Annotated in this window: 23 protein-coding genes; 4 read left to right on the top strand and 19 right to left on the bottom strand. The window is 35.1% G+C overall.

Annotated elements, in window-relative coordinates:
• Positions 1-127 precede the first annotated feature (127 nt).
• The 5 genes from T537_RS0110745 to T537_RS12195 form a co-directional block, all read right to left on the bottom strand.
• A complete protein-coding gene (locus tag T537_RS0110745; protein ID WP_031557873.1) occupies positions 128-928 on the bottom strand; it encodes a hypothetical protein in 801 nt (266 codons plus the stop codon).
• 721 nt (positions 929-1,649) lie between these two features.
• Positions 1,650-2,150, bottom strand: a complete 501-nt coding sequence (locus T537_RS0110750) for a GNAT family N-acetyltransferase (RefSeq protein ID WP_031557876.1) — start codon at positions 2,148-2,150, stop codon at positions 1,650-1,652.
• Between the two features lie 662 nt (positions 2,151-2,812).
• The gene (locus tag T537_RS0110755; RefSeq protein WP_031557878.1) at positions 2,813-4,372 is read right to left on the bottom strand and encodes a Na+/H+ antiporter NhaC family protein; all 1,560 of its coding nucleotides are present in this window, start codon (positions 4,370-4,372) and stop codon (positions 2,813-2,815) included.
• A gap of 137 nt (positions 4,373-4,509) precedes the next feature.
• A complete protein-coding gene (locus T537_RS0110760) occupies positions 4,510-5,397 on the bottom strand; it encodes a hypothetical protein (RefSeq protein WP_031557881.1) in 888 nt (295 codons plus the stop codon).
• 5 nt (positions 5,398-5,402) lie between these two features.
• The gene (locus T537_RS12195; protein WP_031557882.1) at positions 5,403-6,362 is read right to left on the bottom strand and encodes a polysaccharide deacetylase family protein; all 960 of its coding nucleotides are present in this window, start codon (positions 6,360-6,362) and stop codon (positions 5,403-5,405) included.
• Positions 6,363-6,584: 222 nt separating this feature from the next.
• Between T537_RS12195 and T537_RS0110770 the strand changes: the two genes are divergently transcribed.
• Complete coding sequence (locus T537_RS0110770; RefSeq protein ID WP_031557884.1) at positions 6,585-8,327, top strand: 1-deoxy-D-xylulose-5-phosphate synthase; 1,743 nt, start codon at positions 6,585-6,587, stop codon at positions 8,325-8,327.
• 720 nt (positions 8,328-9,047) lie between these two features.
• Here T537_RS0110770 and T537_RS12925 read toward each other — a convergent pair.
• The 5 genes from T537_RS12925 to T537_RS0110800 all read right to left on the bottom strand — a co-directional run bounded on the left by T537_RS12925 (position 9,048) and on the right by T537_RS0110800 (position 12,194).
• Positions 9,048-10,136: a hypothetical protein gene (locus tag T537_RS12925; protein ID WP_027438771.1), complete on the bottom strand. Its 1,089-nt coding sequence runs from the start codon at positions 10,134-10,136 to the stop codon at positions 9,048-9,050.
• A gap of 103 nt (positions 10,137-10,239) precedes the next feature.
• Positions 10,240-10,803, bottom strand: a complete 564-nt coding sequence (locus T537_RS0110785; protein WP_051555038.1) for a DUF3990 domain-containing protein — start codon at positions 10,801-10,803, stop codon at positions 10,240-10,242.
• 29 nt (positions 10,804-10,832) lie between these two features.
• Positions 10,833-11,255: a C-GCAxxG-C-C family protein gene (locus tag T537_RS0110790; protein ID WP_242839186.1), complete on the bottom strand. Its 423-nt coding sequence runs from the start codon at positions 11,253-11,255 to the stop codon at positions 10,833-10,835.
• 135 nt (positions 11,256-11,390) lie between these two features.
• Positions 11,391-11,987 (bottom strand): 4Fe-4S binding protein, encoded by a 597-nt coding sequence (locus tag T537_RS0110795; protein ID WP_155895267.1) that lies wholly within the window; start codon positions 11,985-11,987, stop codon positions 11,391-11,393.
• Between the two features lie 3 nt (positions 11,988-11,990).
• Positions 11,991-12,194 (bottom strand): 4Fe-4S binding protein, encoded by a 204-nt coding sequence (locus tag T537_RS0110800; RefSeq protein WP_031557889.1) that lies wholly within the window; start codon positions 12,192-12,194, stop codon positions 11,991-11,993.
• Positions 12,195-12,343: 149 nt separating this feature from the next.
• On the opposite strand from T537_RS0110800, the gene T537_RS0110805 reads away from it, so the two are divergent.
• Positions 12,344-12,685, top strand: a complete 342-nt coding sequence (locus T537_RS0110805; protein WP_031557892.1) for a winged helix-turn-helix transcriptional regulator — start codon at positions 12,344-12,346, stop codon at positions 12,683-12,685.
• Here the strand turns inward: T537_RS0110805 and T537_RS0110810 are convergent.
• The 8 genes from T537_RS0110810 to yjeM all read right to left on the bottom strand — a co-directional run bounded on the left by T537_RS0110810 (position 12,680) and on the right by yjeM (position 22,725).
• Positions 12,680-13,831, bottom strand: a complete 1,152-nt coding sequence (locus tag T537_RS0110810; protein ID WP_034244692.1) for an SLC13 family permease — start codon at positions 13,829-13,831, stop codon at positions 12,680-12,682. The genes T537_RS0110805 and T537_RS0110810 overlap by 6 nt on opposite strands.
• 153 nt (positions 13,832-13,984) lie before the next feature.
• Entirely contained in the window at positions 13,985-15,469 is a 1,485-nt protein-coding gene (locus T537_RS0110815; RefSeq protein ID WP_081823296.1) for an alanine/glycine:cation symporter family protein, read from the bottom strand.
• 184 nt (positions 15,470-15,653) lie between these two features.
• A complete protein-coding gene (locus T537_RS0110820; protein WP_027438777.1) occupies positions 15,654-16,115 on the bottom strand; it encodes an RpiB/LacA/LacB family sugar-phosphate isomerase in 462 nt (153 codons plus the stop codon).
• A 39-nt stretch (positions 16,116-16,154) separates the two neighbouring features.
• Positions 16,155-18,428: a 5-methyltetrahydropteroyltriglutamate--homocysteine S-methyltransferase gene (gene metE, locus T537_RS0110825; protein WP_031557899.1), complete on the bottom strand. Its 2,274-nt coding sequence runs from the start codon at positions 18,426-18,428 to the stop codon at positions 16,155-16,157.
• A gap of 94 nt (positions 18,429-18,522) precedes the next feature.
• Positions 18,523-19,680 (bottom strand): MFS transporter, encoded by a 1,158-nt coding sequence (locus T537_RS0110830; protein ID WP_031557902.1) that lies wholly within the window; start codon positions 19,678-19,680, stop codon positions 18,523-18,525.
• A gap of 99 nt (positions 19,681-19,779) precedes the next feature.
• Positions 19,780-20,685: a LysR family transcriptional regulator gene (locus T537_RS0110835; RefSeq protein ID WP_031557903.1), complete on the bottom strand. Its 906-nt coding sequence runs from the start codon at positions 20,683-20,685 to the stop codon at positions 19,780-19,782.
• Between the two features lie 52 nt (positions 20,686-20,737).
• Complete coding sequence (locus T537_RS0110840) at positions 20,738-20,941, bottom strand: S16 family serine protease (protein WP_031557905.1); 204 nt, start codon at positions 20,939-20,941, stop codon at positions 20,738-20,740.
• 221 nt (positions 20,942-21,162) lie between these two features.
• A complete protein-coding gene (yjeM, locus tag T537_RS0110845; RefSeq protein ID WP_031557908.1) occupies positions 21,163-22,725 on the bottom strand; it encodes a glutamate/gamma-aminobutyrate family transporter YjeM in 1,563 nt (520 codons plus the stop codon).
• Positions 22,726-23,611: 886 nt separating this feature from the next.
• Here yjeM and pdxS point away from each other — a divergent pair.
• Positions 23,612-24,490, top strand: a complete 879-nt coding sequence (gene pdxS / locus T537_RS0110850) for a pyridoxal 5'-phosphate synthase lyase subunit PdxS (RefSeq protein WP_027438784.1) — start codon at positions 23,612-23,614, stop codon at positions 24,488-24,490.
• A 33-nt stretch (positions 24,491-24,523) separates the two neighbouring features.
• The gene (gene pdxT, locus T537_RS0110855; protein WP_027438785.1) at positions 24,524-25,186 is read left to right on the top strand and encodes a pyridoxal 5'-phosphate synthase glutaminase subunit PdxT; all 663 of its coding nucleotides are present in this window, start codon (positions 24,524-24,526) and stop codon (positions 25,184-25,186) included.
• 72 nt (positions 25,187-25,258) lie between these two features.
• Here pdxT and T537_RS0110860 read toward each other — a convergent pair whose 3' ends face one another.
• Positions 25,259-26,227: a hypothetical protein gene (locus T537_RS0110860; protein WP_031557910.1), complete on the bottom strand. Its 969-nt coding sequence runs from the start codon at positions 26,225-26,227 to the stop codon at positions 25,259-25,261.
• Between the last annotated feature and the right edge of the window lie 487 nt (positions 26,228-26,714).

The raw sequence follows: 26,714 nt of genomic DNA on the forward strand, positions 1-26,714 counted from the left end.
CTTTAGAATTAATTTGCCATTTTTCTTTAGTATTCAACCTTCGCCATCCTATTTTACAAATATATTAGAATCTATCTTTTAAACTAAATAGAATAAATAAGACACGCACAATTCATAAATAATCCTATTAATTCAATAAAAACAGTTCCTTCAGCATCTTTTTTATCACCTTAGAATTTAAGGGATGTTGATCAGTTTCAAAAGTAAATATTAGATTTTTCCCTAAAAAAATATTGTTCTTTTGATACTCATCAAGCTTCTTTAAACTTGCCTTTAAGTAATCTCTCTCGTCTAAAAGTCCAAAATGTTCAAAGTATATTTCCGTTCCTGTTTCCTTGTTATATAGCGTGAAATCTGGAAATCTAACCTCTCCATTTTTAAGGAATAAAGCCTTTTCATAATGATATGGAATGTCCAATTCGTACAAAATATCAGCAATTATAGCCTCTGACTTTGAACGAACCAACTCTCCTCGCTTTGTTTCATAAACTTTATTCTCTTCCAAAAAATCTGTTGTTTGAATTTTCTTATTTTGCCACTTCATGGCGCTTTGTTCCTTATCCAAAATATAGGGATTTACTAGGCTTTTTCGAACATCTGACAGATTGTCATAAAGCAAATTTAGATTCATTGTTGAGATTTTTTTCTTTACCTTCTCAAGGTAATTGATTTCATTTTCGCAATGCTTAATAAAATCAGCATGATATTTCTTTTGTGCAAGATTTTTCGCTATTTTAATGTCGTTTTTCTTCAAATATCTCTCGCTACTCTTATCATTTGGAAAAACTTGATAAAAACGCGGCCTCCGATTATAAAATGAAACTCGCAAATAGCCTTCACAAAACTTGTCATTGTCTCTCTTTGCCAGACTAAGCGCTTGTTTATCGGCAATAATCCGCTCTTCTAGTATTGATATTAATTTCTTCATTACTTCTCCTGTGTAAAAAATTGTAATAGGAATTCTGCGCGTAATTAGAAGTGTTAGAATTCTACATATATTGAAATTCTAGGTGTATTGAAATCTACACATATTGGAATTCTACGTGTGTTGAAATCTACACGTATTGGAATTTTCACATAAATGTAAAAATTAGACATAGTCGCGCTAAAGTTGATTGATGGTTAAACCGTGCTTGTGCATTATTGTTGCTTAACCGTGGTTAGTATATCATATAAGAATTATTTTGTCACTAACAATATATTTAACAATATGGCCCTTTGGGGATGAATTGCCCGTGGTTACTGCTTTTATCCCAGAAAGGCAATTTTTTTAGAAATAAAAAAAGTAAGATTCATCTTTTTGGATACTTTTTCTTCTTTTTGGATTATCAAGCTAACGATTTACCAGCAAATAAAGCAAAATAATTGCCCTTATGTGAAATTTCTCTTTCAAAAAGATGCTTGCTTAATTATCTTTAACTTTCATTTTTCAAAAAAATTGCCCAAACAAGCATTTTTCTGCTCATTTGGGCAATTCCCACATCAAACTAAGCAAGTTGCCGCACTTCCCGCCTGTTCTTCAAAGCTGTCCTGGCCGGACAGCTACTTTCTTTCTTTTTCTTTCTTTTTTTCACTTCTCACCAAACTAAGCAAGTTGCCATGCTTCCCACCTGGTTCTTACAGCTGTCCTGGCCGGACAGCTACTTTCTTTATCTAGTTTTCTCGAAGGCTATTCTTGGCATGTCGTCGCTTTCCACATAGACTGTGCCTGTGTGCTTAAATCCAAGCTTTGTAAGAAGATTCTGCATTACCTTGTTATCACCATGTGTGTCGATTCGTACATGGCCTGACTTTTCAAAAGCCCAATTAAGGCAAAATGTGCCTATGCCTTTTTGGGAGCCATCAGCTGCTAGTCTGTGAACCACTGCATATGGGCTTTCATCAAACCAGTTACCATCTGTAATATCGCCATAAGTTGGATCAATATCCTTACCGTAGTCATAGAAGAAGACGCCTATTACTTCGTCATTGTTATTAACACATACATAGCTTTTCTCTCTTTGTATATCTTCTTCTATAAGATTTCTTGGAGGCCAATTGCTAGTTCCCCACTGTGTTGGATTTCCATGTTCTGCCATGAAAGCTCTAGCATAAGCATAGATATCCATAATACGATCAAGATCTGATTTTACTGCATTTCTAATTCTCATCTTTATTTCCTTTCATTTTCCTTTCAATCTCATTTTCTTCCATCTTTAATTCGTTTGCAATTTAATTGTGTCAAATATTATCCACAATCATTTTACACAGCCTACTCTTGCTTGTAAAGACTTGAAAAGCTTGACTAGCTTGTATTTTGTCACAAACAATATATTAAATAATATGGTTCTTTGAGGATGAATTGCCCGTGGTTATCACTTTTATCCCAGAAAGGCAATTTTTTTAGAAATAAAAAGAGTAAAATTCATCTTTTTAGATGCTTTTTCTTCTTTTTGGATTATCAAGCTAGCAATTTACAAGCAAATAAAGCAAAAAAATTACCCTTATGTGAAATTTCTCTTTCAAAAAGATGCTTACTTAATTATCTTTAACTTTCATTTTTCAAAAAAATTGCCCAAACAAGCATTTTTCTGCTCATTTGGGCAATTCCCACATCAAACTAAGCAAGTTGCCGTGCTTCCCACCAGTTCTTCAAAGCTGTCCTGGCCGGACAGCCACTTTCTTTCTCTATTTTTTCAATTCTCGCCAAACTAAGCAAGTTGCCGTGCTTCCCGCCAGTTCTTCAAAGCTGTCCTGGTCGGACAGCCACTTTTTTCTCTATTTTTCAATGCCAACTAGCCAACTCAATACTTACTAGCTAACCCGATTCTCACTAGCTTGCAAGACTTTCGCTTGCTTCATTTCTTTTTCCTACTGTAACTTTCTTAATAACAACAAGTGTAAGAATCATAAGAACAACAGCTATAAGAAGACATATTGCCCAGTTTCTTACAAAGCCTGCGATTACGTAAGAGACAAGTGAAACAGTTGCAACTGTAATAACGTATGGAAGCTGTGTGCTTACGTGTCTTATATGTTCACAACCTGCACCAGCTGATGCCATAATTGTTGTATCAGAAATAGGTGAGCAGTGATCTCCACATACAGCACCTGCCATACATGCTGAAATTGCAATAATCATAAGCTCGTTGTTTACATCACCACCAAAGAGGTTAACAACTATAGGAATTAAAATTCCGAATGTACCCCATGATGTTCCTGTTGCAAATGCAAGGAAGATACCTACTAGGAATACAAGTGCTGGAATTAAACTCATAACTGCGCCATTAGCTGCAACACGAGCAACTACGCCACCTACATATTCTGATGCACCTAAAGAATCAGTCATTGCCTTAAGAGTCCATGCAAATGTTAATACAAGAATTGCTGGTACCATACTCTTAAAACCTTCAGGAATTGCATTCATACAGTCGTTGAAGCTAAGAACCTTAGTTGCAACAAAGAATACAATTGTAATAATAAGAGCTACAACTGAGCCATAAACTAAACCAACTGATGCATCTGAATTTGAGAATGCAGTTACAAAATCTACACCTGAGAAAAATCCACCTGTATAAATCATACCAATTACACAGCAAATAATAAGGGAAACTATTGGAAGTACCAAGTGAATTACCTTACCATTTTGTGAAATTGGAGGATGTGGCTGATCTTCTGCACCTGTAAGACTGGCTGCATCCTTCTTCTTCTTGTTCTTGTTCTCAACCATATGGTTAAGTTCAGCAAGATTCATTGAACAATAATCAAATTTCAATGTTGTAATTGTAAACATCATTACAAGTGTAAGTAATGCATAAAAATTATATGGAATTGCCTTTACAAAAAGAGAAAGTCCATTAGCCCCATCAACAAAGCCTGTAACAGCTGCTGCCCAAGATGAAATAGGTGAAATAATACATATTGGGGCTGCTGTTGCATCAATAATATATGCAAGCTTTTCTCTTGAAATTCCATGCTTATCAGTTACAGGTCTCATAACTGAACCTACTGTAAGACAATTGAAATAATCATCAATAAAGATAAGTACACCAAGAATAATTGTGGCAATCTGTGCACCTGCCTTTGTCTTAACGTGTTTAACTGCCCATTTACCAAATGCAGCAGATCCACCGGCTCTATTCATAAGCATAACCATGCTACCAAGTATAACTAAGAATACTAAAATACCAACATTCCAGCTATCTGAAAGTTGACCAATCATACCATCTACAAAGATGTGATTCATAGCAACTGAAAGGTTAAAACCTGCAAATAATAATCCGCCTGCGAAGATACCAATAAAAAGTGATGAATATACTTCCTTTGTAATTAAGGCCAAAATAATGGCAATAAGTGGTGGAAGTAATGACCAAATTGTGTTAGTAAAATCCATATTTTTCTTCTTCCTTCAATCAATATTTGTTATATAGCGGTTCTAATTTTGCGCTGTAACAAACAGTATAACAAACATTGTCAAGGATTTCATCTTAAAAAAAATAAACTTTTATTAGATCCAGAAAAATCCTTACTTTAGAACAAATCAAGCATGCTATCTAAATACATTTCTTCTCTAATTAGAAGCTGATATTCAGGCTTTACCATATAATAAAGTATAAACTCAAGTAGTATTGCGCTTCCAAGGCCTCGTCCTTCAATTTTAAAGTGAGAAAAACCCATCTTAGCATATGTATTTACAATATCATCAATCCCTATAAATCCTGGATTTTTCATTGCTACAGAGAAACGATAACCTTCTTTTCCCCTTAAAGAAGCGCAGTGAAAATCCCTTTCAGTCTTACCAAGAGCCTTTAATGATACATTTTTATAACATTCTTTTCTAGCCTTGCAATCATAGTCGCAACACTCATTGCATAAAAACTCCACTTTACTCTTTAAATTCTTTGGGAGATCCGCCAATTCCTTGAAAGACTTATTAAGTCTAAAATCAGGAACCACAAATCTAAATTCTTCCCTTTCTAGCTCTTTTTCTAAATCCTTAAAGTCTGTTAATACCTTAGTTGTAGAAGATACAAGATAAAGCCCTGGATATTTTTTTCTTAAATATTTAAGAAGTAATTCAGAGTGAACTATAACGCCATTTTGTCCATTTTTTTCAAAAGCTTCGCATAGCTTATTACACATATAGTCCTCTAGGTCATCTTCTTCAAGCTCAGAGTTACTAAAGGTGAGTCTTGCGCTTATGCCATACTCTCCCACTAGCTTTAATACATCACCAAATCTAGCATCTCCAAAGCCTACTCTACCACCACCCCACAGAGCATCTGATGGAGCACCATAGATTGAGCCTATGTCACACCAGTCGTAAAAATATTCTCTTTTTTCTGACCAGATTTTTAAAAACTCCTTATAAAAATCATAAAACTCAAACAAACCTGGTAAGTGGTAGTAAATCTTCATTAATACTAAAAATCCTCCTTAAACTTTTCACTTTTTGGCGGAAAGTCATTACAATCAAATCGTGGCAACAAAAGCTTATTATCCTTAGTTAAATCTGCCAGTCTAACTTCTGTTGAAAGGCCCAAAACTGCGCCTTTTTCCTTAACTATTTCAAGTACATCATCGTTATAACTTCCATAAGGATAATTCATAACCCAAGAACTCTTATCAATAAACTCGTCCATAACGTCTAAAGCCTTTGTTAAGTCCTGTCTTACTTTTTCCTTATCAATATTTCCAAGCCAGTAATGCTCGTAACTGTGAACCCCAATAAACATGCCATTGTCCTGCATAAGCTTTATCTGGTCTTTATTTAGGTAGAGTTCGTAAGCTAACTGCTCCTCAGTTATTCCAACATATTTTGAAAAAAGATTACTAGAAATAATATTTCTTAGACGCTCTGGAAGGGCTGTTTGCAACATTCTTTTTACAAAAATTGTTTCCTTATTGTCAAACCTGTTGGCAACCGCGTATTTTTCATATAATTCATCCGTTGATGGGAACACAAATTCCGTGCCCCTATGCCTATCCATCTGCTCCTTAACATCAGCCATAAGCTTCATTATATCCGCACAAGCTAAGATATAGTGCAACTTATTCACATCAAGAAGCTGATGCTCATTAATGGTTTTTCCTATTATAAAAAAGGATCCCTGCAGGTGACGCTCCTTTAATATAGGAAGTGCCACTGTGTAATTGTCTATGTAGCCATCGTCAAAGGTTAAAAGTAGCGGATTCTCTGGTAATTTTCCGCCAGCATAGTAATCAAGTACCTGCTCCATGGTCACTATGTTAAAATTAGCCATCATAAAATCAAGCTGCCTTTTAAAGATATCAACATCAAGCCCCTTAATTCCTGGATATCTGCTATGTAACAAGTCCCTAGTGTAATGGTACATAGAGATATATAATTTCTGATTCTCCATATTTTTTCCCCCGTGCATAATCTACTTCTGTAGCTTATTTTAAACTTTTGTAGCATTTTTGTAAAGAATTGCTGTTGGTTTCCTCAAAATATAAACAATTCATAAACTCTATTGACTTGGAGTTCACTCAAGGGCGTACAATATGTATAACCACTGATGCAATCACAAAATATCCCTAAACATTTGTCTTGGTGGAAATCACAGGAAAGGAATTGAGACGACATGTATTTAGAAAATATCAATGGACCTGAAGACATTAAAAAAATCAGTGTTGATGATTTACAGATTCTTGCTGACGAAACAAGAAGCGCACTTATTAACCGAATCAGCAAAATCGGCGGTCATAAAGGTCCTAATTTAGGTGTTGTTGAATTAAGCGTCGCTCTACACTATTGCTTCAATTCTCCAACAGATAAATTTGTCTGGGACGTTTCTCACCAAAGTTACCCTCACAAGATTCTAACCGGTAGAAAGCTTGCTTATCTTGATGATGAACATTTTGGCGACGTAACTGGATACACAAACCCTAAAGAAAGTCCCCACGATTTCTTTAAAATTGGACACACATCCACATCTATATCTTTAGCCCTCGGTTTAGCTAAAGGTCGTGATGTTAACGGTGGCAAAGAAAATATCATCGCAATTATTGGCGACGGTTCTTTATCTGGTGGTGAGGCCCTTGAAGCTCTTGATTATGCTGGCGAGTATGACAAGAATTTCATCATCATTGTAAATGATAACGACCAGAGTATCGCAGAGAATCACGGTGGTATTTACAAAACACTTAAAGCCTTAAGAGACAGTAACGGCACTGCTCCTAACAACTTTTTCAAAGGATTTGGCCTTGACTATATGTATGTAGAAAATGGACATGATATCAAAACCCTAGTAAATGTGTTTAGTGAAATCAAAGATATCGATCACCCTATTGTAGTCCACATCCATACAATTAAAGGTAAGGGTCTAAAATATGCCGAAGAAAATCGCGAAAGCTGGCACGCTGGCGGACCATTTAATGTAGAAGACGGCTCACCAAAAATAGTAAGTAATGGTGGCGATACTACTGTTTTTGACAGTCTTATTAACTTACTTGAAACAGACGACACATCTGTAATTTTAAATGCTGGTACTCCAATGGGTCTTGGATTTGTTGGTGATATCAGACAAAAATGGGCTAGTCTTGGACGTTTTGTGGACGTTGGTATTGCCGAAGAAAACGCCATGGCCATGGCAAGTGGTATTGCCAAAAATGGCGGAACTCCTGTATTTGGTACATTTGCACCATTCCTACAAAGAACATACGATCAGCTATCCCATGATTTATGTTTAAATGATAACCCGGCTACAATTTTAGTGTTATCCCCTGGCGTTTATGGCATGAACTCTGATACTCACATTGCCTTAAGTGATATCCAGTTCTTCGCTCACGTTCCAAATTTAATCTATCTTGCTCCAACTTCTAAGGAAGAATACCAGCAGATGTTTAAATTTGCCACAACTAATAAAAAGCATCCTGTTGCTATTAGAGTCCCTAACTCATTTACAAGCACAGGTGTTGCCGATACAACAGACTACTCCTTATTAAACAAGTCTTTAGTTGTTAATGAAGGCTGCGACACTGCTATTATTGCAGTTGGTCCACTTCTTTCCATAGCACTTGATACAGCTAAGGCTTATAAGGAAAAAACCGGCAAAGACATAACAGTAATCAACCCTAGATTCCTTACTGGAATTGACACTGATTTACTTGAATCCCTAAAGAAAAATCACAGTCAGGTTATTACTATCGAAGATGGCTATGTTGATGGCGGCTACGGCCAGCGCATCGCTTCCTACTATGGCACATCTGATATGAAGGTTACAAACCTTGGTTTAACAAAAGAATTCCATACAGACTATGACGCTGACGAACTTCTAAGTTCATGCGGAATCAGCCTAGAAGGACTACTGGCACGCTGCATTTAAGGCAAGCTTGCTTTCGCTAGCCAACTAACTCAAAACCGATAAATAGCGGTTTTGGGCGGTTGGCTAGCTTTTTTTGTAGCCTGGCGGGGGGTGTGGGGTGTTTGGGGCTGGCTGGTAGTGCAGGATGGCGGGGGTGTGGCGGTGTGTGCGAGTTGCTTTACGGGGCTGCGAGTTGTTTGAAGTAATGTAGTGGGCTGTGTGGCGGGAGATTGTTGCCCTAATTGGGCAAAAAATCCCAATACGGATTAGCTTTTGCCATTTTAGATAGTTAAATAAATTTAATGCTAATCCGTATCAGGAAAATTTCGTCGAAAAAGGCAACAAAATCCCTGATTTTTCTTCTTTTTAAAAAGCATAATTGCCCAAATGTAGAATTCTTCCGCGAAAAAGATTAATTTCAACTTGCTAATTTCTGAAATCTTTGCCCTAAAGCCAAAATAATTGTTGATATGGGCAATTCTTTATTTTTTAACCCCTCCAGCTTCTTAAAAGTTTCCTTCCATGCGATATCCCCGATTTCACACAACAGCTTGCTTTCTCTTCCCCTCCACTTTTCGATGGCTTCCTCCAAGATGCAACAAAGCACAGGGCTTAGAATTTCCCACTTATCTGTAGGATTTCTTCCCTGTGCTTTATCTCTATTTCGTTTATTTAATTCTATGTAATATTAATGTCATCACAATTTTGCTAGCTTCCATGAATCATAGCTTCATCACAATTCTACCAGTCTTCCCAGTAATCATAGGCATCATCCCAATCATCGAAGTCATTGCCCCATGCATCATCTGCGAAGTCCTCTGGGCTGTCGTAATCATCAGGATCGTAGCTATTTCCATTATAGATTCGTTTACCTGAGCTTCCGCTTGTGCCTCCGCTACTTCCGGAGCTTCCACTACTTCCAGAACTGCCGCTACTACCAGAGCTTCCACTGCTGCTTCCGCTGCTGCTAGGACTATAACCGCCAACTTTATATTTTGAAACATTTAATTCTTTATCAAGACTTCTTGTGTAGTATTTTTCTTCGTCCCAGTTATGAACCGTAAATAAAGGAGTATTGTTCTCGCCCCAGTATCTAGTGCCACCATAGCGAGTTACTTCCGATATTTTTTTGTTACGACATACCACCTTCATATAAATTGTGCTGTATCGATTATTTTCTAAGTCAGCCCAATAATAAATATTGACATATACCTTTTTTTTAGTTTCTTTGTCGGTTTCCATACGAGAATAATAAAAAGCAGGTTTGCCTGTGTTGCAGTAGTCTACTGCCGTTGACGGCATTCCCACATTTATGGCCTTATCTCCAAACTGATCATACCATATCTTTTTTTGGGCATATTCTTTTTCCTCGCTAGCCTTTTTTGATTCAGCTTCTTCTTGCTTTTTCATTGAAGTATAAAGCTCATTGTATTTATCGTAGCTTTCACGCATTGCGGCATCTAAGTTGCCTTCCGCAATTTTTGTGAAATTAAATTTTTTACACACTTCATAGATTTTAAGAGGATCAGCAGCTTGAGCCTCCATGTCCAAAAGCTCAATATAAATTTCCAAATTATTCTGATAATTTGATTTATAGTCAATTTCATCCAATTTTTCCTTAGCTTCGCTAAGTTTATTTTCCTGAATGAGTTGCTCAATTTCGGCTGTTTTTTTTATTATTCTATCACTTTTATATTCTGACAAAGCCACCATAGCAAAAATAAATATTATTACTACAAATACTGGTATAAGCTTAACTAAGCTTTGCATAAATTTCTTTATTTTAGCTTTCCTGCGCTTCTTTTTTATACGCTCATACAATTCATCCATAGGCATCTCCTATAAAACAAACTTCTAAACCTATAACTTCTTGCTAAAAATATCAGCTATTATCAACTATTATTTTCTATAATTTATACAACTATTATTACCCTTAATCGTCTGTGTCTACGATTTGGGTCATTTTCTCTGCAAATTCCTTTTGATACTCTTCCTCTTCTATTTTTAATTCACTTCTTGTTTTTTCATAGTCCTTAAAAACTTTAGCTTCCACAAAAGTCAGATTATTCCTGGCCTTCTCGGTCTTTATAACAAGCTGCTTATATTCAGGGCCCACCATCAATAGGCTTAGAAGCTCATCATCTGATAAATAGCCACTTCCAATTATTCCAAAGGTATCAAAAATTGTATCGTTAGAAATTGGACCAACAATTACATCCGCATCTAGTCCGTCTTTTAGCTTTCTATTGTTTAAAATATAGTGAAGCCAATCCTTGCTTCTATTAAATTCTACAATTTTAAGCCCGCCCAAGTTCAGCTCATACTCGTTAATGTAAGCATTAGCTACTGCCCACTTTGTAACAAAATCATAGTCTGGGCTTAGGTAAAAGCCTTGACCAAAATCCGCATTTTTCCTACCTCTTTTTAAATCTGGGAAGGGAATCTTTGTCTCGCTTGCATGAAATAATTTCACACTTTTCTCAGAATCTTGCTTCATAAAACCCCCGATTTTTCTTCTAACAAAAACTACTGAATGTTAAGCACTTCTCCAAGGGATAGAACTGCGTTTCTAACGCATTCATTACATGGACATAGAACGCAACCACTGCCAACTCCCTTTAAATCCTTACAGATTGTAGCGCCGCACTTATCGTTAAATTTAGCAACAATGTCCTTAGAATATCTAGCTGTTGTCTTGCCTTCTGTCTTAACGCCTGCCACCATAACAGCTCCAATTAAGGCACCACATGTACTTTCCATGCATCCCATACCTGCAGCAAAACCTGCTGAGAGATTTGATAAAACCTCCGGCTTTACATCTATTTTATCTTCAAAAACCTTTAAAACTGATTGTGTACAATTACACTTTCCTGTTGCTTTTAATTCTGCTGCCATATCGGCTCTTTCATTAATTGTCATATCTAATTCCTTTCTGTAAAAAACGGACATTCTAAATCCGCTTTGCTTATTTTTAATAAACGCAATAACACTTTATAACACTTCACTTTATACCGCGTTCAAATTTTTCCGCCTCACATCTAAGTCTATTATATCAAACTCTTATGCTCTATGCTAATCTTTGGTTTAGTTTTCCTTCTTGTCCTTATTTTTTAACTGGCAGATTCCCTGAGTCATTGTTCCCATTGGGCAGAATGTACACCAGGTGCGTTCCTTAAATAGCACCATACAAATAAGGCCAATAAGTGTTGATGTTAACATTAAACTGTAAAAGCCAAAGGCAAACTTATATGACCAGTCTGGTAGGGCACTGGCATGATAAGCCCACTTAAATGGGACCTTGAATGTCCAGAAGAGCTTTATTGCCATTTTTAGGGACTGAGCCTTACTAAAAACTAGATAGGTCTGAAATAACATATTTCCAAACATAGTTAAAAAGAAGGCCAAAAAACCGTATCTAAACCATTTTGAAGAAAGCCATTTAGGCGCTGATGCTCTTCTTGAACACTTCCCTTTCCTACCAAGGAGCCATAACAACTGACCGCGTCCACACATATTATTACAAAACCACTTATTTCCAAAAACTGCTGCAAAAACTAGTGGCAATAGAAAGTCGATTAATCCTAGCCATGCAAATAAAATATTAAAAAATCCCAACGCAAAATATAGAATCGACCATATCCAAAGATAGTCATACCAATGATTTTTTCTTATTTTCTTCATTAACTAATTAACCTCACTTTCCGCCACAATATCAATTACATCCGCTGGACATGCCTTTGCGCAGATGCCACAAGCAACACAAAGGTCCAAATTAACAACTGCATAACAGCCTTTATAAATGCTTATTGCGACCCTTGGACATTCCTTTTTACAGACCCCGCAGGCAACGCATCTACTAGCATCAGGCCTAGCTTTTTTCTTAGTCATATTATTAGACTCCTTAAAAAATATTATCTTTACATATACGCAAGATACGTTTATTATATTTGGTATAAAAAATATATCAAGTACGCAAAATTTACTTACCTAGTAAGAAAAAACTGACCAGTTTAAATTGACTAAATAAGGAGGAGTTTATGCCTAGACCAAAAAAAGAATCCCTATGCGATGATATTGCCGGAGACGGATGTGGACTTAAGAAGGTCCTTAACATCGTTGGTGGAAAATGGAAAATTATGATTTTATGTGTTATTGACAATAGAGAAACCGTCAGATACGGCGATTTAAGAAGGGCAGTTTATGGAATAACTAATACCATGCTTGCCCAATCCTTAAAAGAGCTTGAATCTGACGGTCTTGTTAAGAGAATTCAGTACGATGAAATGCCGGTTCGCGTGGAATATAGCCTAACCCATAAGGCATCAACTATGATTCCAATTTTATTAGAATTAAAAAAATGGGGCGAGGCGAACCTATAATATTGCCCACAAAGCCACTAGGATCACTAGGAAAATTAGGTTTGTAAGGGTGAATTCCTTCATATACTTGCCTGTATTTTCCTTGTATTCCTTAGTGTAGGCCTTATATGAAATTAGACTTGCCATTGAGGCAATTAAAGTTCCAAGGCCACCTACATTAACACCAATTATTAGTTCTTTATAACATGTTGTAAAGCCAGATAACATAAGGGTTGCCGGCACATTGCTAATAAACTGACTTGTAATTAATGCAATAATAAATTCTCTACCATTCATTAATTTTTCTAGTAATTCTCTAACCAAATCCAGCCTTCCCATATTACCTGTAAATATGAAAAATCCAATAAAGGTCAAAAGTAATGTATAATCTGCGCTAGCAATAAGTTCTCTATCCATTAATAAAATAATAATTAACACAACTGCATCAAAATATAAGTAAGGCACTATTCTTGCCACTGTAAGAATTGCCACTATAAACGCTAGGCTAAATAGGAGGATTGCAAGCTTTCCTCTATTATCTGTGCTTAACTTATCCACTTCCTTTTTATTTTCAAGGTCTTTTTCCACACTTTTTTCTAAATTATTAACAGATGCAAAAGCTTTATTCACAATAAAAATTGCAAGCCCAAGGCCAATAAAGGAAACTAAGCTAAATGGAAACATTATGCCACAAAATGATATAAGAGACATTCCTGTCTTTCCATACATATAAAGATTTTGTGGGTTACCTATTGGAGTTAGCATACTTCCTAAATTTGCAGCCACAGTCTGTAATACAATTACAGGAATTAGTAAGTTTTCCTTATCTGCACCCTTTAAAATCATAATAGCTATTGGCACGAAGGTTATTAAGGCCACATCATTTGTTATTAACATACTAGAAAAAAAGCAGATAAACACTAACACTGCCATTAATTGCCAGTCCTTATTAAATTTCTTAATCAACTTATTTGCTAATAAATCAAAGACATTTTCTTTCTTTAGGCCTTGAATTATTATCATTAAACCCCATAAAATTCCTAAAGATCTAAAATCAATATAGTTAACATATTCCTTATCGGGATGTATAAAAAAAGCCGAAATTATGGCTAATATCCACGCAATAGTCATAACCGGATCTAATCTTTTTATTTTTTCTAAAATCATAGTCATTACCCTTCCATTTTTTATTAACGTGCACTGCCTAGTATAACACGAATGACCTCAATAAAAAGCCATTTTTTAAACAAAAAACTCCCACAGCAAAATTGCTGCGGGAGACACGTAAATCTATCAAGACTACATTCCTACATATCCTCTTTATGATGCGGCACTATCATCCTTTGATAGTTCCTTATTAAACTCAGTAACCTTTGCTCCAAGATTATCTGTCTTATCAGCCTTAAGCTTATTAAAATAAGCCTTTGTATCTGCTACCACTACCCCATTTAAGGCAATAAGTGCAATTAAGTTTGGAATTGCCATAAGACCGTTAACAATATCAGCAATTGTCCAAACAGCGCTAACTGTCATATATGGGCCAATGAATACACAGAAGATATAAAGCCATCTATAGACTTTAACTGCCTTAGTATTCTCTCCTGTTAAGTATTCAAGACATTTTTCAGAATAATAATTCCAACCAAGTATTGTTGTAAATGCAAAGAATACTAAACAGCACATAAGTAAAAATGCTGAAAACTGTGTTGGGAAAGGTAATCCCTTCTGGAAGGCATAACTTGTAACATTAGCGCCCTCAAGTCCTTCAACTTTAAATGCACCTGTAACAATAATTGCAAGACCAGTCATTGTACAAATCATAAGTGTATCAATTACAGTACCAAGCATTGAAACAAGTCCCTGCTTTACAGGCTCGTCTACCTTAGCTGCTGCAGCTGCAATAGGTGCTGAACCAATACCAGCTTCGTTAGAGAATATACCTCTTGCGATACCCTTTTGCATAGCCACCATCATAGCTCCAAGAGCACCACCAGCTGCTGCTTTTAAACCAAATGCTCCTTGGAAAATCTGAACAAATGCATCTGGAATCTTATTAAGATTAAGTAAGATAATAAGCACTCCGCATAAGATATAAAAGATTGCCATAAATGGCACAACTACCTGTGCTACAGATGATATTCTCTTTAATCCGCCAATAAGAACTAATGCTACACAAATTGTTAAAATAATACCCGAAATAACTGTAACGACTGAATAATCCATTCCAAATAAAGAAATTGTATTAACAGAATTAGGATCAAAAAATCCCTTAATTGCTGATGTGATACCGTTGATCTGAGTAAATGTACCAATACCAAAAAGACCAACCATAACTCCAAAGACGGCAAAAATGCTAGCTAACCACTTCCACTTAGCACCCATGCCTTTTTCTATGTAATAAAAAGGTCCACCAATAATATGACCATCCTTAGCAACTGTTCTATATTTAACAGCTAACATACATTCTGCATACTTTGTTGCAGTACCAACTAATGCGGCAAGCCACATCCAAAATAGCGCACCAGGACCACCTGCGGCAATAGCTGTTGCTACACCAACGATGTTACCAGTACCAATTGTTGCTGAAAGTGCAGTACAAAGAGCTCCAAAGCTTGAAACTTCGCCCTTCTTACCACTCTTGTCATTCTTAAACATAAGCCCAAATGCCATGCCTAATTTGGCAAATTGCATACCGCCAAGTCTAATAGTAAGTAAAAGTCCAGTAAACAATATCAAGACTATAAGCGGCACTCCCCATACGAGACTATCGAGAGTTTCTAGAAAGTTATTGATTGCATTAAACATAAATAATCTCCTAAATATATAAATGTGCGATTCATTGCACTAAAGCAATAAACTACCTCATTATATATAATTTAGGAGATTATGACAATATATTTTGCTGCTCAATTTCAATCTATTCCAGTCAATATCAATCTTTGCAGCCTCTAAACACTATAGTATTATAAAAATTGCTTCGCCATTTTTATTAATCTAGCTTTGTACAGTGCTTATCATTGATTTCCTGTACCTTTTTAACACGACGACGGTATTTTTCTTCCATAAGTGGATCTGTATTTAACCATGTCTTAACTGTCTCTAAGGCAATAAGTCCACCAATAATCTTAGCTCCAAGACAAAGAATATTAGAATCTGTATGCTGTCTTGCAAGGGTTGCACATAAAGGATCCTGACAAACTGCTGCATAACAGCCATTAATTTTATTAGCAATTAAGGCACTTCCATAGCCTACTCCATCGCAAAAAATTCCTCTGTCACATTCTCCCTTTGCCACTGCAAGGGCTGCAGGATATACAAAATCAGAAAGGTCACAAGACTCCTCGTCAAATGTACCAAAATCAACTACTTCGTAGCCATTGTCCTCTAGGTATTTCTTAATCTCTTCCTTCATGCGAGTTCCTGCATGATCATTAGCCATAGCTATCTTCATAAAAAACCTCCAAACATATGAATTAACTGATATTGCTAATTATAAGTATACCACATTTCTAAGATTTTTCGCTGCCTGAACTAAATTAGTTAAACTCTCCTTAGTTTCCTTAATTCCTCTAGTTTTTAAGCCACAATCCGGGTTTACCCACAATTTATCCTTATCTACCTTAGTAAGCATAATCTTTAAGGCCTTCTCAATTTCTTCAACTGATGGAACTCGTGGAGAATGAATGTCGTAAACTCCAGGACCTACCTCTGTTTCAAAATCATTATCCTTTAAGGAATCTAGAATAAGCAAGTCTGATTTTGATGCTTCAAAGGTGATTACATCTGCATCCATATCATCAATTTCCTTGATTATATCTGTAAATTCAGAGTAGCACATATGTGTATGAATCTGTGTTTCTGGCTTTACTCCACTATGGGTTAATCTAAAGGCTGGTATGGCAAAACTTAAGTATTCACTATGCCAATCAGTTTTTCTTAATGGAAGCTTTTCTCTTAAGGCTGCCTCATCAATCTGAATAATATTTACCCCATTAGCCTCTAAATCAAGAACTTCATCTCTAATTGCAAGAGCTATCTGATAAATTGACTCCTTAATTGATATATCCTCTCTTGGGAATGACCAGTTAAGGATTGTAACAGGACCTGTAAGCATGCCCTTCATTGGCTTATTAGTTAGGGATTTAGCGTACAAGATCCAATCAAGGGTAATTGGCTTTGTTCTATAAACATCGCCCCAGATAATAGGTGGCTTAACGCATCTAATACCATATGATTGCACCCAAGCCTTCTTAGTAAAAATAAAACCATTTAGGGCCTCACCAAAGTATTCAACCATGTCGTTACGCTCATATTCTCCATGAACTAGCACATCAAGTCCCACTTCTTCCTGCCATTCTACACATGCCTTAATTTTTTCTTTGTTAAAAGCAATATAATCTTCCTTTGATTTTTCCCCCTTCTTATAGAGACTTCTGTTCTCCTTAACTTCCTTAGTCTGTGGGAATGATCCTATGGTTGTTGTTGGAAAATGTGGTAAATTAAAGGCTTTCCTTTGAATCTTACTTCTTTCATTTCTTGCTGGTGTTCTAACAAAATCCTTATCAGTGATCTTATCTAATCTGTCCTTAACATCCTGATTAAATGAATTTCTATCGCTATTTAATAAATTCTGATTATTTATGAAAATATCAGTAGTTCTATAATCCTTATTGTCTGCTAAATCACCAAGTATTCTTAACTCATCCAGCTTTTCATAGGCAAAAGATAAGTGGCTTAAATACTGCTCTGACAACTTATCTTCTCCCTTAGTTGTATATGGTACGTGAAGTAGAGAACAAGATGTCTGTAATACAATTTCTATGTCCTTTTCTTTCAATCTATCAACTATTCCTAATGTCTTAGAAAAATCGTTCTTCCAAACATTCTTACCGTTAACTAATCCTGCAAAAAGAACCTTTCTGTTAAGTCCATTTTTTTCAATTAGATTTAAGTTTTCCTTACCCTCTACTAAATCAAGGCCAAGTCCCCAAAAATCCAATTCTAAAAGCTCATTATATATGTCTCTTACATCGCCAAAATATGTCTGTAAAAGCACCTTAGTATTTAAATCCTGTCCTAGAATTTCTTTATAACTCTTTATAAAATCCTGCTTTTCTTCATCAGTTAAATCAAATACAAGGGCAGGCTCATCTATCTGAATCAATGAAATTCCCTCATTATCACACTCTTTTAGAATATTAGAATATGCCTTTACAAGACTAGCTAAAAACTCCTTAGAATCCCTATTTCCCTTAATTCTTGCTAACTTATGGAAAGTGAATGGCCCAATAATTACAGGTTTTGTCTCTATTCCATAGCTTAAAGCTTCATGATACTCTCTAATTAATTTATCAAGATTAATTTCTAGCTTAAGAGCATCTTCTATTTCTGGCACCACATAGTGATAATTTGTATTAAACCATTTTTTCATAGCTAGGGCATGTACATCTTTACCATCCTTTTGATAACCTCTTGCCATTGCAAAATATGTATCTATGTCCGATAAATTCAATTCCTTATAACGTGTTGGCACTAAACCAAGCATTACAATTGTATCTAACATTAAATCATAATAAGAAAAATCATTAGTTGAAATATAATTTATCCCTGCATTTTTCTGTACTTCTAAATGTCTCTTTCTAAGAGTTTCAGCGCTCTTTTTTAACTCCTTACTATCAATCTCTCCTCTAAAATATTTTTCAATAGAAAACTTTAACTCTCTATTTTCTCCAATTCTTGGAAATCCTACTACTGATGTATTCATATAATTACCTCCTTCATAAATGATTAAGCTAATTATATTTTCTACTTGTGTCATTGTATAATATAAAAAAAATCAAGTTAGCCATAGTTTAAAACTATGACCAACTTGATTTAATAGATTTATTAAAAATCAAAATTAATACTGCTAGCGCTGAGAATACAAATGGTGTTGCAAGTAGCATTATTGCTGTCCTTAGACCAATATAGTTTCCAAGAATGCCGGTTATTGCTGTAAATATAAAACCTCCAAGCCCTGTTGCTGTAGTTATCATGCCTGTTGCTAGGGCTTTTGATTTGCCTGATAGTGGCATAGCTAAGTTTAGGGAACATGGATAAATTGCTCCGCTAAAAAATCCTAGTGGCACACATAGCATAAGTATTAACTTAGCTGAATTTAATATTGAAATAAGCACTGTTATAGCTGGTATTGCAATAACAGAAACAAGCAAAATTTTTCTTGAATATTTTTCAAAGCTACCCACTAACATTCTTGATGGAATCATTACTATCCAGAAGATGCTAATGGCAAATTTGCCCAATGTTGATGCTAATTCTTCACTAAACATTGAATCTATAAAGAATGCAAATCCATTCTCAAAACCTACATAAATGGCCATTACAAGGCATAATAACAAGACTCCTGAAAGGATAAAGCCTTTTTTATCTCTTTCTTTCGTAGAGTTCTCTTCTTTTTCTTGAACCTTATCTGTAATTCCATGCATATATGCAAATGAAAGCGCGCTGGCAACTGCAATTATTATAAATAAAGTCTTCCATGACAAACCGCATTTTAAATAAAATGTCACAATTAATGGTGCCACAAATGCGCCAAAAGCATACATTGATGTCATGTAGCCGATTCTTTTTTTGCTGCTCATTGGATAAATATCAGCAAATGCAGCAATTGTAATAAATTGCAATGTTGATGTTGTAAGTCCTATTAAAAACATGCCAATTACAAACACGTTTCGTGAAATTGGTAGACATATTCCCAATGTAACTACTATTTGAATTATTAGTGCAATTCTTAAGCATTTAACCTTATCATTTCTATCTGCCCATGCTCCAAGTAATATTGGTGCTAACATGTCTGCAAATAGCTCCACTGCTGCTGTTAATCCCTTAGATGTGTTGTTTAAATCATAGTTTTTTCCTATGTCTAATAAACTTGCCTGATATCCTCCAGACTCAAAGCCATTAATAAAAATAATTAAGAAAAAAATAATCCACAAAAACCGTGCATTTCTTTTCATATAGCCACCCCACTATTTAGTTTTGTTTTGCCTGTATACTAATAGTATAACAACCATACAAGAAACGCAATATAAAGGATGGCTTATATTTAGCTCATATTAGAGTTCCTTAAATTTTAAAAGTTCCTCCACATAAGCCTCTCCATAGATGCTAAGCGGACTTCCCTTTCTCTTAATATAGCCAATTACAAGGGGATCTTCTTCCTTTAATTTAATAGAAACAAAGCCCTTTAAAATCGCCTTATCATCTGATAGCATTCCACTACCAATTGAATAGCCATGAAGCTCTGATATTATCTCCATTGTTGATGCTCTATCATCTGATTTAATCATCTTATTAAAATTATAATCTGACATGGCCTCTTCTGTTAAATAGAAGTTACTATCATCACTTTGATCAAAAAAGACACATGGATAATCCTTTAATTCCTCAATTGATATTTCATCTCTTCCAGCAAATTTATGATTTTTCCAGACATATACATAAGTTTCTCTTTGCATTAATGGGACAAATTCCAAATTATATTCCTTGAAAAACTTCTTTAAAACCGCTTCATTTGAACCTGAAAATGAAACGATTCCTATTTCACTTTTAAGGTTTCTTACTGACTCTAGAACATCTCTTGTCTTAGTCTCATGTATTTCAAAAACGTATTTTTCTGGGTCGAATTTTTTCAATACTTCTGTAAAGGCTTTAATGGAAAAATTGTAGTGCTGTGTTGATACTGCAAATCTCTCCTTATCGCTATCCTTTGATAAATACCTATCTTCTAGTATTTCGTACTGACCCACTACTTTTTTAGCATAGGAAACAAATTCCCTTCCTTCATCTGTAAGTGAAATTCCCTTATTAGTTCTATCAAATATCAAGATACCAATTTCCTCTTCAAGCTCTTTAATGCTTAATGAAAGGGCTGGTTGTGAAACAAAAAGCTTTGTTGCTGCCTCTCTCATAGAACTTGATTGTGAGATTTCTAAAACATACTTAATCTGTGTAATATTCATGGCATTTCCTCCCTATGCTTATTATAAAAAATTCTATCTCTTAATCAAGATACTATTTACTTTTTATTAGTCCTGTAAGTTCTAAAACTTCCTTAACTGTTGTTACTGGGATTATTTTTAAATTGTCCTTAACAATAGGTGCCACATCAATTAAGTCATCTTTGTTCTCAACTGGTATAAATACTGTCTTTACTCCGCTTTTATATGAAGACGGGGATTTAACTGTAGATTTTATAGCTGCTGGTCTTACAACCATTGCAAAACATTACCTTATGGATGATGCAAGTTGGTCAAATAAAGAACTCTCAGACACTATATTAAGACTATTTAGTGGTGACTTTTTTAGATAAAAAAAGCCCTAAGTTTTGATTTATCCTAATGGATTTTCAAAACCTAGGGTTTTTGTTTTTTATATTAGTCTGTAATTAAGAGTCTTAAAACTTATCTTAAGCTTTTAGTAACTATCTAAGTCCTATCTTAAGCTTCTGCTTCTGCCTCTGTTGTTACAGTTTCTTTTTTTTCTTCTGATTCAGCTGGAATAAGTCCTGCTGCAACTCTTTTTTCATAACGAGTATAAATAAACCAAGCTGCAACACCGAAGATTACTGGACCTGCAAGTGACCAGAATGTTGTTAAATAGTCACCATCAAGTGCTGGCTGAATAATAGCAAATACGTTAGCTAAAACTAAAACGATTGTTACTACATAACCCCAGAAGTTAGCTGACTTCTGTGTCTTGTAAACTTCGAAACTTCTATCGATATTTGTAAGCTTCTTAAATCTTGGGAAAGCAAATGAAATAAATACGTAAGGTACTGTCATACCAACGTTAACCATTGCTGTTAAGATTAAGAAGAACTGCTGCATGTTGTCGCCACCAAATGAAATTAAGAGGATTAATGCACATACGATTACACACTGAATCCACATAGCATTTCTTGGCATACCATCTTCATCAACAACACCCATCTTACCAGGCCATAATTCCTTAGGTGTACCATCGATGATCTGCTTTAATGTTGAGTAAACAAGTGTAAACATAGCACCTAATAATGCAAGTAACATGATTAAAGCGTAAATTCTAGCAAATCCACTAGCAAGTGCAGCCTGAGTTGCTGCTGATGCACCAAATGCCTTACCAAATTCTGCTGCAAAGTTTGACATGATTACATATGATACATTACCAAGTGTAATATTGTCAGCGCCAAGAATTTCGTTGTAGTTAGTAAATGAACCAACTAACATAATAAGAAGAGCATAACCTACAACGATTACTAATGCTGCAGTTACAATTCCCTTAGGGAAGTTCTTCTTAGGGTTCTCTGTCTTATCTACAAGACCACCAACTGCTTCGATTCCACCGTAAGCAAATAATGCATAAACGATGAATGATAATATCATAATTACATTACCCTGATATGCTACATTAAGTGGTGTCTTAAGTGATTCAACGCCAAGGAATGGCTGCTCAAGATGACCGTGACGAGCAATAATCATGATAATAGAACCTAAAACTACTAAAATGTTAATTGTAAGAACAGCTGTACCACCGATTGATGTTACTTTTCTGATCTTATCAATACCCTTTGTTACAAAGAATGTAATACATATAAAGAAAATAGCAGCCATTAAACCAAGAAGCTTTGTTCCTGATAAGAAGCTTGATCCAAAGAATGACCAGCTAGCTGTATTATCCTTACCAAAAATAACGTTAGATACTGGAACCCAGATACCTGATGAAACATTTACCATCCATAATACATATGATGTATACCACATAAATGTTCCGATAAATGCGTACTTAGGACCTACTGATTTGCACATCCATGAGTACATTCCACCCTTCTCTTCACGGAAAGCTGAACCATATTCAGCAACCATAAATGCAAATGGAATAAAGAATAAAATACCAGCAATTACAAACCAAGGAATTGCTGCGTATCCCATAAGATAATAAGATCTTGGAATGTTGTTAAATCCATAAACTGATGTAAAAATCATCAAAATTAGGGCCATTAGCCCAAGTTTTTTCTCTTTCATATTCCTTTACGATGTGTAAAAAACACATCTTTTCTCCTTTACTTTTTCGCTTTGAAATCATATGATTTTCCATTACGGAAATCCTTAAATATCTAGATAACTAGTATTTAATTTCGTCTTTAGCATCTTACCTCTAGATTGTATAGGTTTGTCATACGATTTAAACACCCTACATAAAAAATAAGACTCCTTAAATTGCCAAGGGGTCTATAAAAAGTTGCGTTACTTATTTGTAAACGTTACTTAAAAAAGCCAATAACATTTAATTGTAAATATGCGGTTAAATTCTGGTCTCTTAACTACAATTATCTGTAGATTAGCCAATGCCGAGATGTTTATAAATCATAAGCTTCACAGCCATTGAATTATACTTGAAACTAAATATTCTGTCAAATTACAGTTATGAACTTGTAAAACTTAGGTGTTTTAAACAAAGCACTTAATTTTATAAAGTTACAATTTCATTTAAAACTTTTTCTTGTTTCAAGAATATTTTTTAATTCTAACATAGTTTCCCAGTGTTTAGGCTGATTTCTTTAAGATTTAAGGAAATTTTTCTGACAATTTTAGATTTTGGGGGCTATATTTCAGAATTATTTTATTAAGTCAAATTCAGTTTTTCTTTAATAATATAAAGGGATTTTTAGCAGTTTATGGACTAAAAAAATGTATTTTTTTGTTTTTTTATTTGCCTGTCGATTTCTTATTCCTAGTTGGGATTCTCACTTTGCTGGTTATATATTTAGTTGGGATCCTCACTTTACTGCTTATATATTTAGTTGGTGATCCTCACTTCGCTGGTTATATATTTTTCTTCTAATTTGGTCATTTTCATATAACCAATATTGCAATAATATTTATAAAAAGTTCAAGGGAGGAAATGAAAATGAACAATACACAACAATATGAACTTAATAAAGGACTTGCTCAAATGCTAAAGGGTGGCGTTATCATGGACGTCACTACACCTGAACAAGCTAAGATTGCACAGGAAGCTGGTGCTTGCGCTGTTATGGCTTTGGAGCGCATACCTGCTGATATCCGTGCAGCTGGCGGTGTATCTAGAATGAGCGATCCTAAGATGATTAAAGAAATTCAGGACGCTGTTAGCATCCCTGTTATGGCAAAATGTCGTATCGGTCATTTTGTGGAGGCTCAGATTCTTGAGGCTATTGAAATTGACTACATCGACGAATCTGAGGTTTTATCTCCTGCTGATGATATTTACCATATTGATAAGACTAAATTTAAGGTTCCTTTTGTCTGCGGCGCGAGAGATTTAGGTGAGGCCCTCAGACGTATTAACGAAGGAGCTTCTATGATTAGAACCAAGGGTGAACCTGGCACTGGAGATGTTATCCAAGCTGTAAGACATCTTCGTAAAATGAATTCTGAAATTCGAAAAATCGTTTCAATGAGTGAGGATGAGCTTTTTGAAGCTGCTAAAGAGCTTAAAGTTCCATATAATCTAATCACATATGTCCACAACAATGGCAAACTTCCTGTTGTTAACTTCGCAGCCGGTGGCGTTGCAACTCCTGCTGATGCTGCTTTAATGATGCAACTTGGAGCTGAGGGCGTTTTTGTTGGTTCTGGTATTTTTAAATCCGGTGATCCAAGAAAAAGAGCTTCTGCTATCGTTGAGGCCGTTACTAATTACAAGGATGCTAAACTTATTGCCAAACTATCAGAGAACCTTGGAGAAGCTATGGTTGGCATCAATCCAGAAGAAATCAAAATCATTATGGAAGAAAGAGGAATTTAAAGAAAGAGAAATTTTAAAAAAGGAGTGTGATTTATGAAAATTGGAGTTCTTGCCCTTCAAGGTGCCTTTATTGAGCATATCAATATGATTAATAAGATTAATCAGCAGAATTGCCCTAGTCTACTCTTTAATCAATCTAACAACTTTGCTTTTTCTAATTTTAAATTACAAATTGAATGTGTTGAAATTCGTAGGCCAAAAGATTTAGCTGAAATTGATGCCCTTATTATTCCTGGCGGGGAAAGTACTGTGCAAGGTCTACTTCTAAGGAAATCCGGTCTTTTTAATTCAATAAAAAAATTAATTGAATCTGGAATGCCTGTTCTTGCCACTTGTGCTGGTCTCATCCTTCTTGCTAAAGAAATAGAAAATGAGTCATCAGCCCATCTTCAAACTTTTCCAATAAAAGTTGTCCGTAACGCCTATGGTAGGCAACTTGGAAGTTTTTGTAGCACTGCTAATGTAGGCGAAATAAAGGATTTTCCTTTAGTTTTTATCCGTGCCCCATACATCAAAGAATGCCTTTCTCCTGATGTTACCGTACTTTGTAAAGACAAAGACCGCATAGTAGCCGCCCAATATAAGAACCAATTTGTCTATGCTTTTCACCCTGAAATGAGCGATGACACAAGAATTCATGAGGAATTTATAAAAGCGGTTTTTAAATACTCAAGTAAGAAACTGTTAGCCGGATAATTTATGAACAAAAAAGACATTGAGTTGTTGGTCATATGTTAATTCCAACCTAATCTCAATGTCTTTTTTATTCTAATACATTTCCATTCTATGCATTCCCATATCAAACAAGAACTTTTGCTCATCTATACAGAATGTATAATATGGACTTTTTGCCGATTCATATTGTTTTTTACTTACTTCTATCGTCTCAGTTTTTCCGTCTTCATACTCAAACTCTATATTGTAAACTCTTCTTTTGCTTTTCCCTGTTGTAATGTGAGTCTCTCTACTTACCACTGTTACTTCTTTTTTAACATGTGTAGAGGTTAAGTTCACTAAAGAATATACTACAACAACTGAAATAAATAACATACCTATAAACATTGCTACTTTTTCGTTTGCTCTATCTTTTTGAGTTCCCATAGTTTTTCTTATAAATAAGTAGCCTAGTGTTGCTACTATTCCTACGCACATAAACCAAGCTATAAGATTATCATAATTATAAAATTTAGCTGACCACAAACTCATTAGTAATATTATCGATGTCTCGTAAAGAAAAATGTCACAGCAAATCATATTATTTTTATAATAATAGTTATTTTCTTTAGAATAGTCTTTAGCTTTCTTCACTAGTTTTTCTGTTATATAAACGCTTCCTCTATAATGATAAATAAATACTGCATCTAGGAAATAAATCAACAAGCAAAGAAAGGAAAATCCTTTTCTTATAAATTCTGACGGAATCTCACTATCATCCTGCATTAATAAAAAACCAATAACGAACACACACACTACTGCAAAAACACTAATTCCAACTAACCAATTTAGTTTGGATTTAGCTTTCTTTATTTCCGCTTGGGTAAAGCGCCTTCTGTTAGAGTATTGGGGATTAACTCTATTACTTGCATCACCGTTATTATTAATCATCCTGTTAAAATACGGATTAACTCCTGCATTGAACTGGCGCATGCTTGGATTTGATTGGTAATTTCTTGTGTTTTGGGGTGAGTTATAAGCATTACCAAATCCAGCATTGGGATTTCTTCTGTAATCATTCATTGTAGTACTGCCTCACATTTTTATTTTCTTTACAAATGTAGTTTTACCATAGGCTGTTGCTGTTGTCTATACGTATTTTGAAGAAAATAAAATGGAAACGTTTAATTTAGTGCACGTTTGGAGCGCTTGAAAGTGCTAAGATAGCAGGTAACTGGCGGGGAACGCGAAAGAATTGTGGGCTGGCGGGGGGTGCGCTTTATGGAACCTTTTTGTGTGTTTTTGGACTTTTTTATTGAAAAACAGCTGTTGGGTCATGAAATAAAACTACTGACCAATGGTCATTTTGACCTTTTTCTCTTGCTACACAATTTAGGTCCATTGTAGCATTTAATTACCTAAAGCTTCCTCCTATGATCATTGACCTTTTTTGTTAAATTCTTGTTTTAGTCCTATTTTTACTTTTCAATTTCATAAATTGGAGTTGACCTTTTTCCTAAATTATCGAAATAAAGTCCAATTACGTAGGAACTTACTTAAATTGACACTG

This window comes from Lachnospira multipara LB2003 (assembly GCF_000702205.1).
Taxonomy (GTDB): domain Bacteria; phylum Bacillota; class Clostridia; order Lachnospirales; family Lachnospiraceae; genus Lachnospira; species Lachnospira multipara_A.

Bases quoted from the DNA above. Each gene is read 5' to 3' on its own strand.
- T537_RS0110745 (WP_031557873.1), bottom strand. From the start codon at position 928: ATGAAGAAATTAATATCAATACTAGAAGAGCGGATTATTGCCGATAAA.
- T537_RS0110750 (WP_031557876.1), bottom strand. From the start codon at position 2,150: ATGAGAATTAGAAATGCAGTAAAATCAGATCTTGATCGTATTATGGAT.
- T537_RS0110755 (WP_031557878.1), bottom strand. From the start codon at position 4,372: ATGGATTTTACTAACACAATTTGGTCATTACTTCCACCACTTATTGCC.
- T537_RS0110760 (WP_031557881.1), bottom strand. From the start codon at position 5,397: ATGAAGATTTACTACCACTTACCAGGTTTGTTTGAGTTTTATGATTTT.
- T537_RS12195 (WP_031557882.1), bottom strand. From the start codon at position 6,362: ATGGAGAATCAGAAATTATATATCTCTATGTACCATTACACTAGGGAC.
- T537_RS0110770 (WP_031557884.1), top strand. From the start codon at position 6,585: ATGTATTTAGAAAATATCAATGGACCTGAAGACATTAAAAAAATCAGT.
- T537_RS12925 (WP_027438771.1), bottom strand. From the start codon at position 10,136: ATGGATGAATTGTATGAGCGTATAAAAAAGAAGCGCAGGAAAGCTAAA.
- T537_RS0110785 (WP_051555038.1), bottom strand. From the start codon at position 10,803: ATGAAGCAAGATTCTGAGAAAAGTGTGAAATTATTTCATGCAAGCGAG.
- T537_RS0110790 (WP_242839186.1), bottom strand. From the start codon at position 11,255: ATGTCCGTTTTTTACAGAAAGGAATTAGATATGACAATTAATGAAAGA.
- T537_RS0110795 (WP_155895267.1), bottom strand. From the start codon at position 11,987: ATGAAGAAAATAAGAAAAAATCATTGGTATGACTATCTTTGGATATGG.
- T537_RS0110800 (WP_031557889.1), bottom strand. From the start codon at position 12,194: ATGACTAAGAAAAAAGCTAGGCCTGATGCTAGTAGATGCGTTGCCTGC.
- T537_RS0110805 (WP_031557892.1), top strand. From the start codon at position 12,344: ATGCCTAGACCAAAAAAAGAATCCCTATGCGATGATATTGCCGGAGAC.
- T537_RS0110810 (WP_034244692.1), bottom strand. From the start codon at position 13,831: ATGATTTTAGAAAAAATAAAAAGATTAGATCCGGTTATGACTATTGCG.
- T537_RS0110815 (WP_081823296.1), bottom strand. From the start codon at position 15,469: ATGTTTAATGCAATCAATAACTTTCTAGAAACTCTCGATAGTCTCGTA.
- T537_RS0110820 (WP_027438777.1), bottom strand. From the start codon at position 16,115: ATGAAGATAGCTATGGCTAATGATCATGCAGGAACTCGCATGAAGGAA.
- metE (WP_031557899.1), bottom strand. From the start codon at position 18,428: ATGAATACATCAGTAGTAGGATTTCCAAGAATTGGAGAAAATAGAGAG.
- T537_RS0110830 (WP_031557902.1), bottom strand. From the start codon at position 19,680: ATGAAAAGAAATGCACGGTTTTTGTGGATTATTTTTTTCTTAATTATT.
- T537_RS0110835 (WP_031557903.1), bottom strand. From the start codon at position 20,685: ATGAATATTACACAGATTAAGTATGTTTTAGAAATCTCACAATCAAGT.
- T537_RS0110840 (WP_031557905.1), bottom strand. From the start codon at position 20,941: ATGGTTGTAAGACCAGCAGCTATAAAATCTACAGTTAAATCCCCGTCT.
- yjeM (WP_031557908.1), bottom strand. From the start codon at position 22,725: ATGAAAGAGAAAAAACTTGGGCTAATGGCCCTAATTTTGATGATTTTT.
- pdxS (WP_027438784.1), top strand. From the start codon at position 23,612: ATGAACAATACACAACAATATGAACTTAATAAAGGACTTGCTCAAATG.
- pdxT (WP_027438785.1), top strand. From the start codon at position 24,524: ATGAAAATTGGAGTTCTTGCCCTTCAAGGTGCCTTTATTGAGCATATC.
- T537_RS0110860 (WP_031557910.1), bottom strand. From the start codon at position 26,227: ATGAATGATTACAGAAGAAATCCCAATGCTGGATTTGGTAATGCTTAT.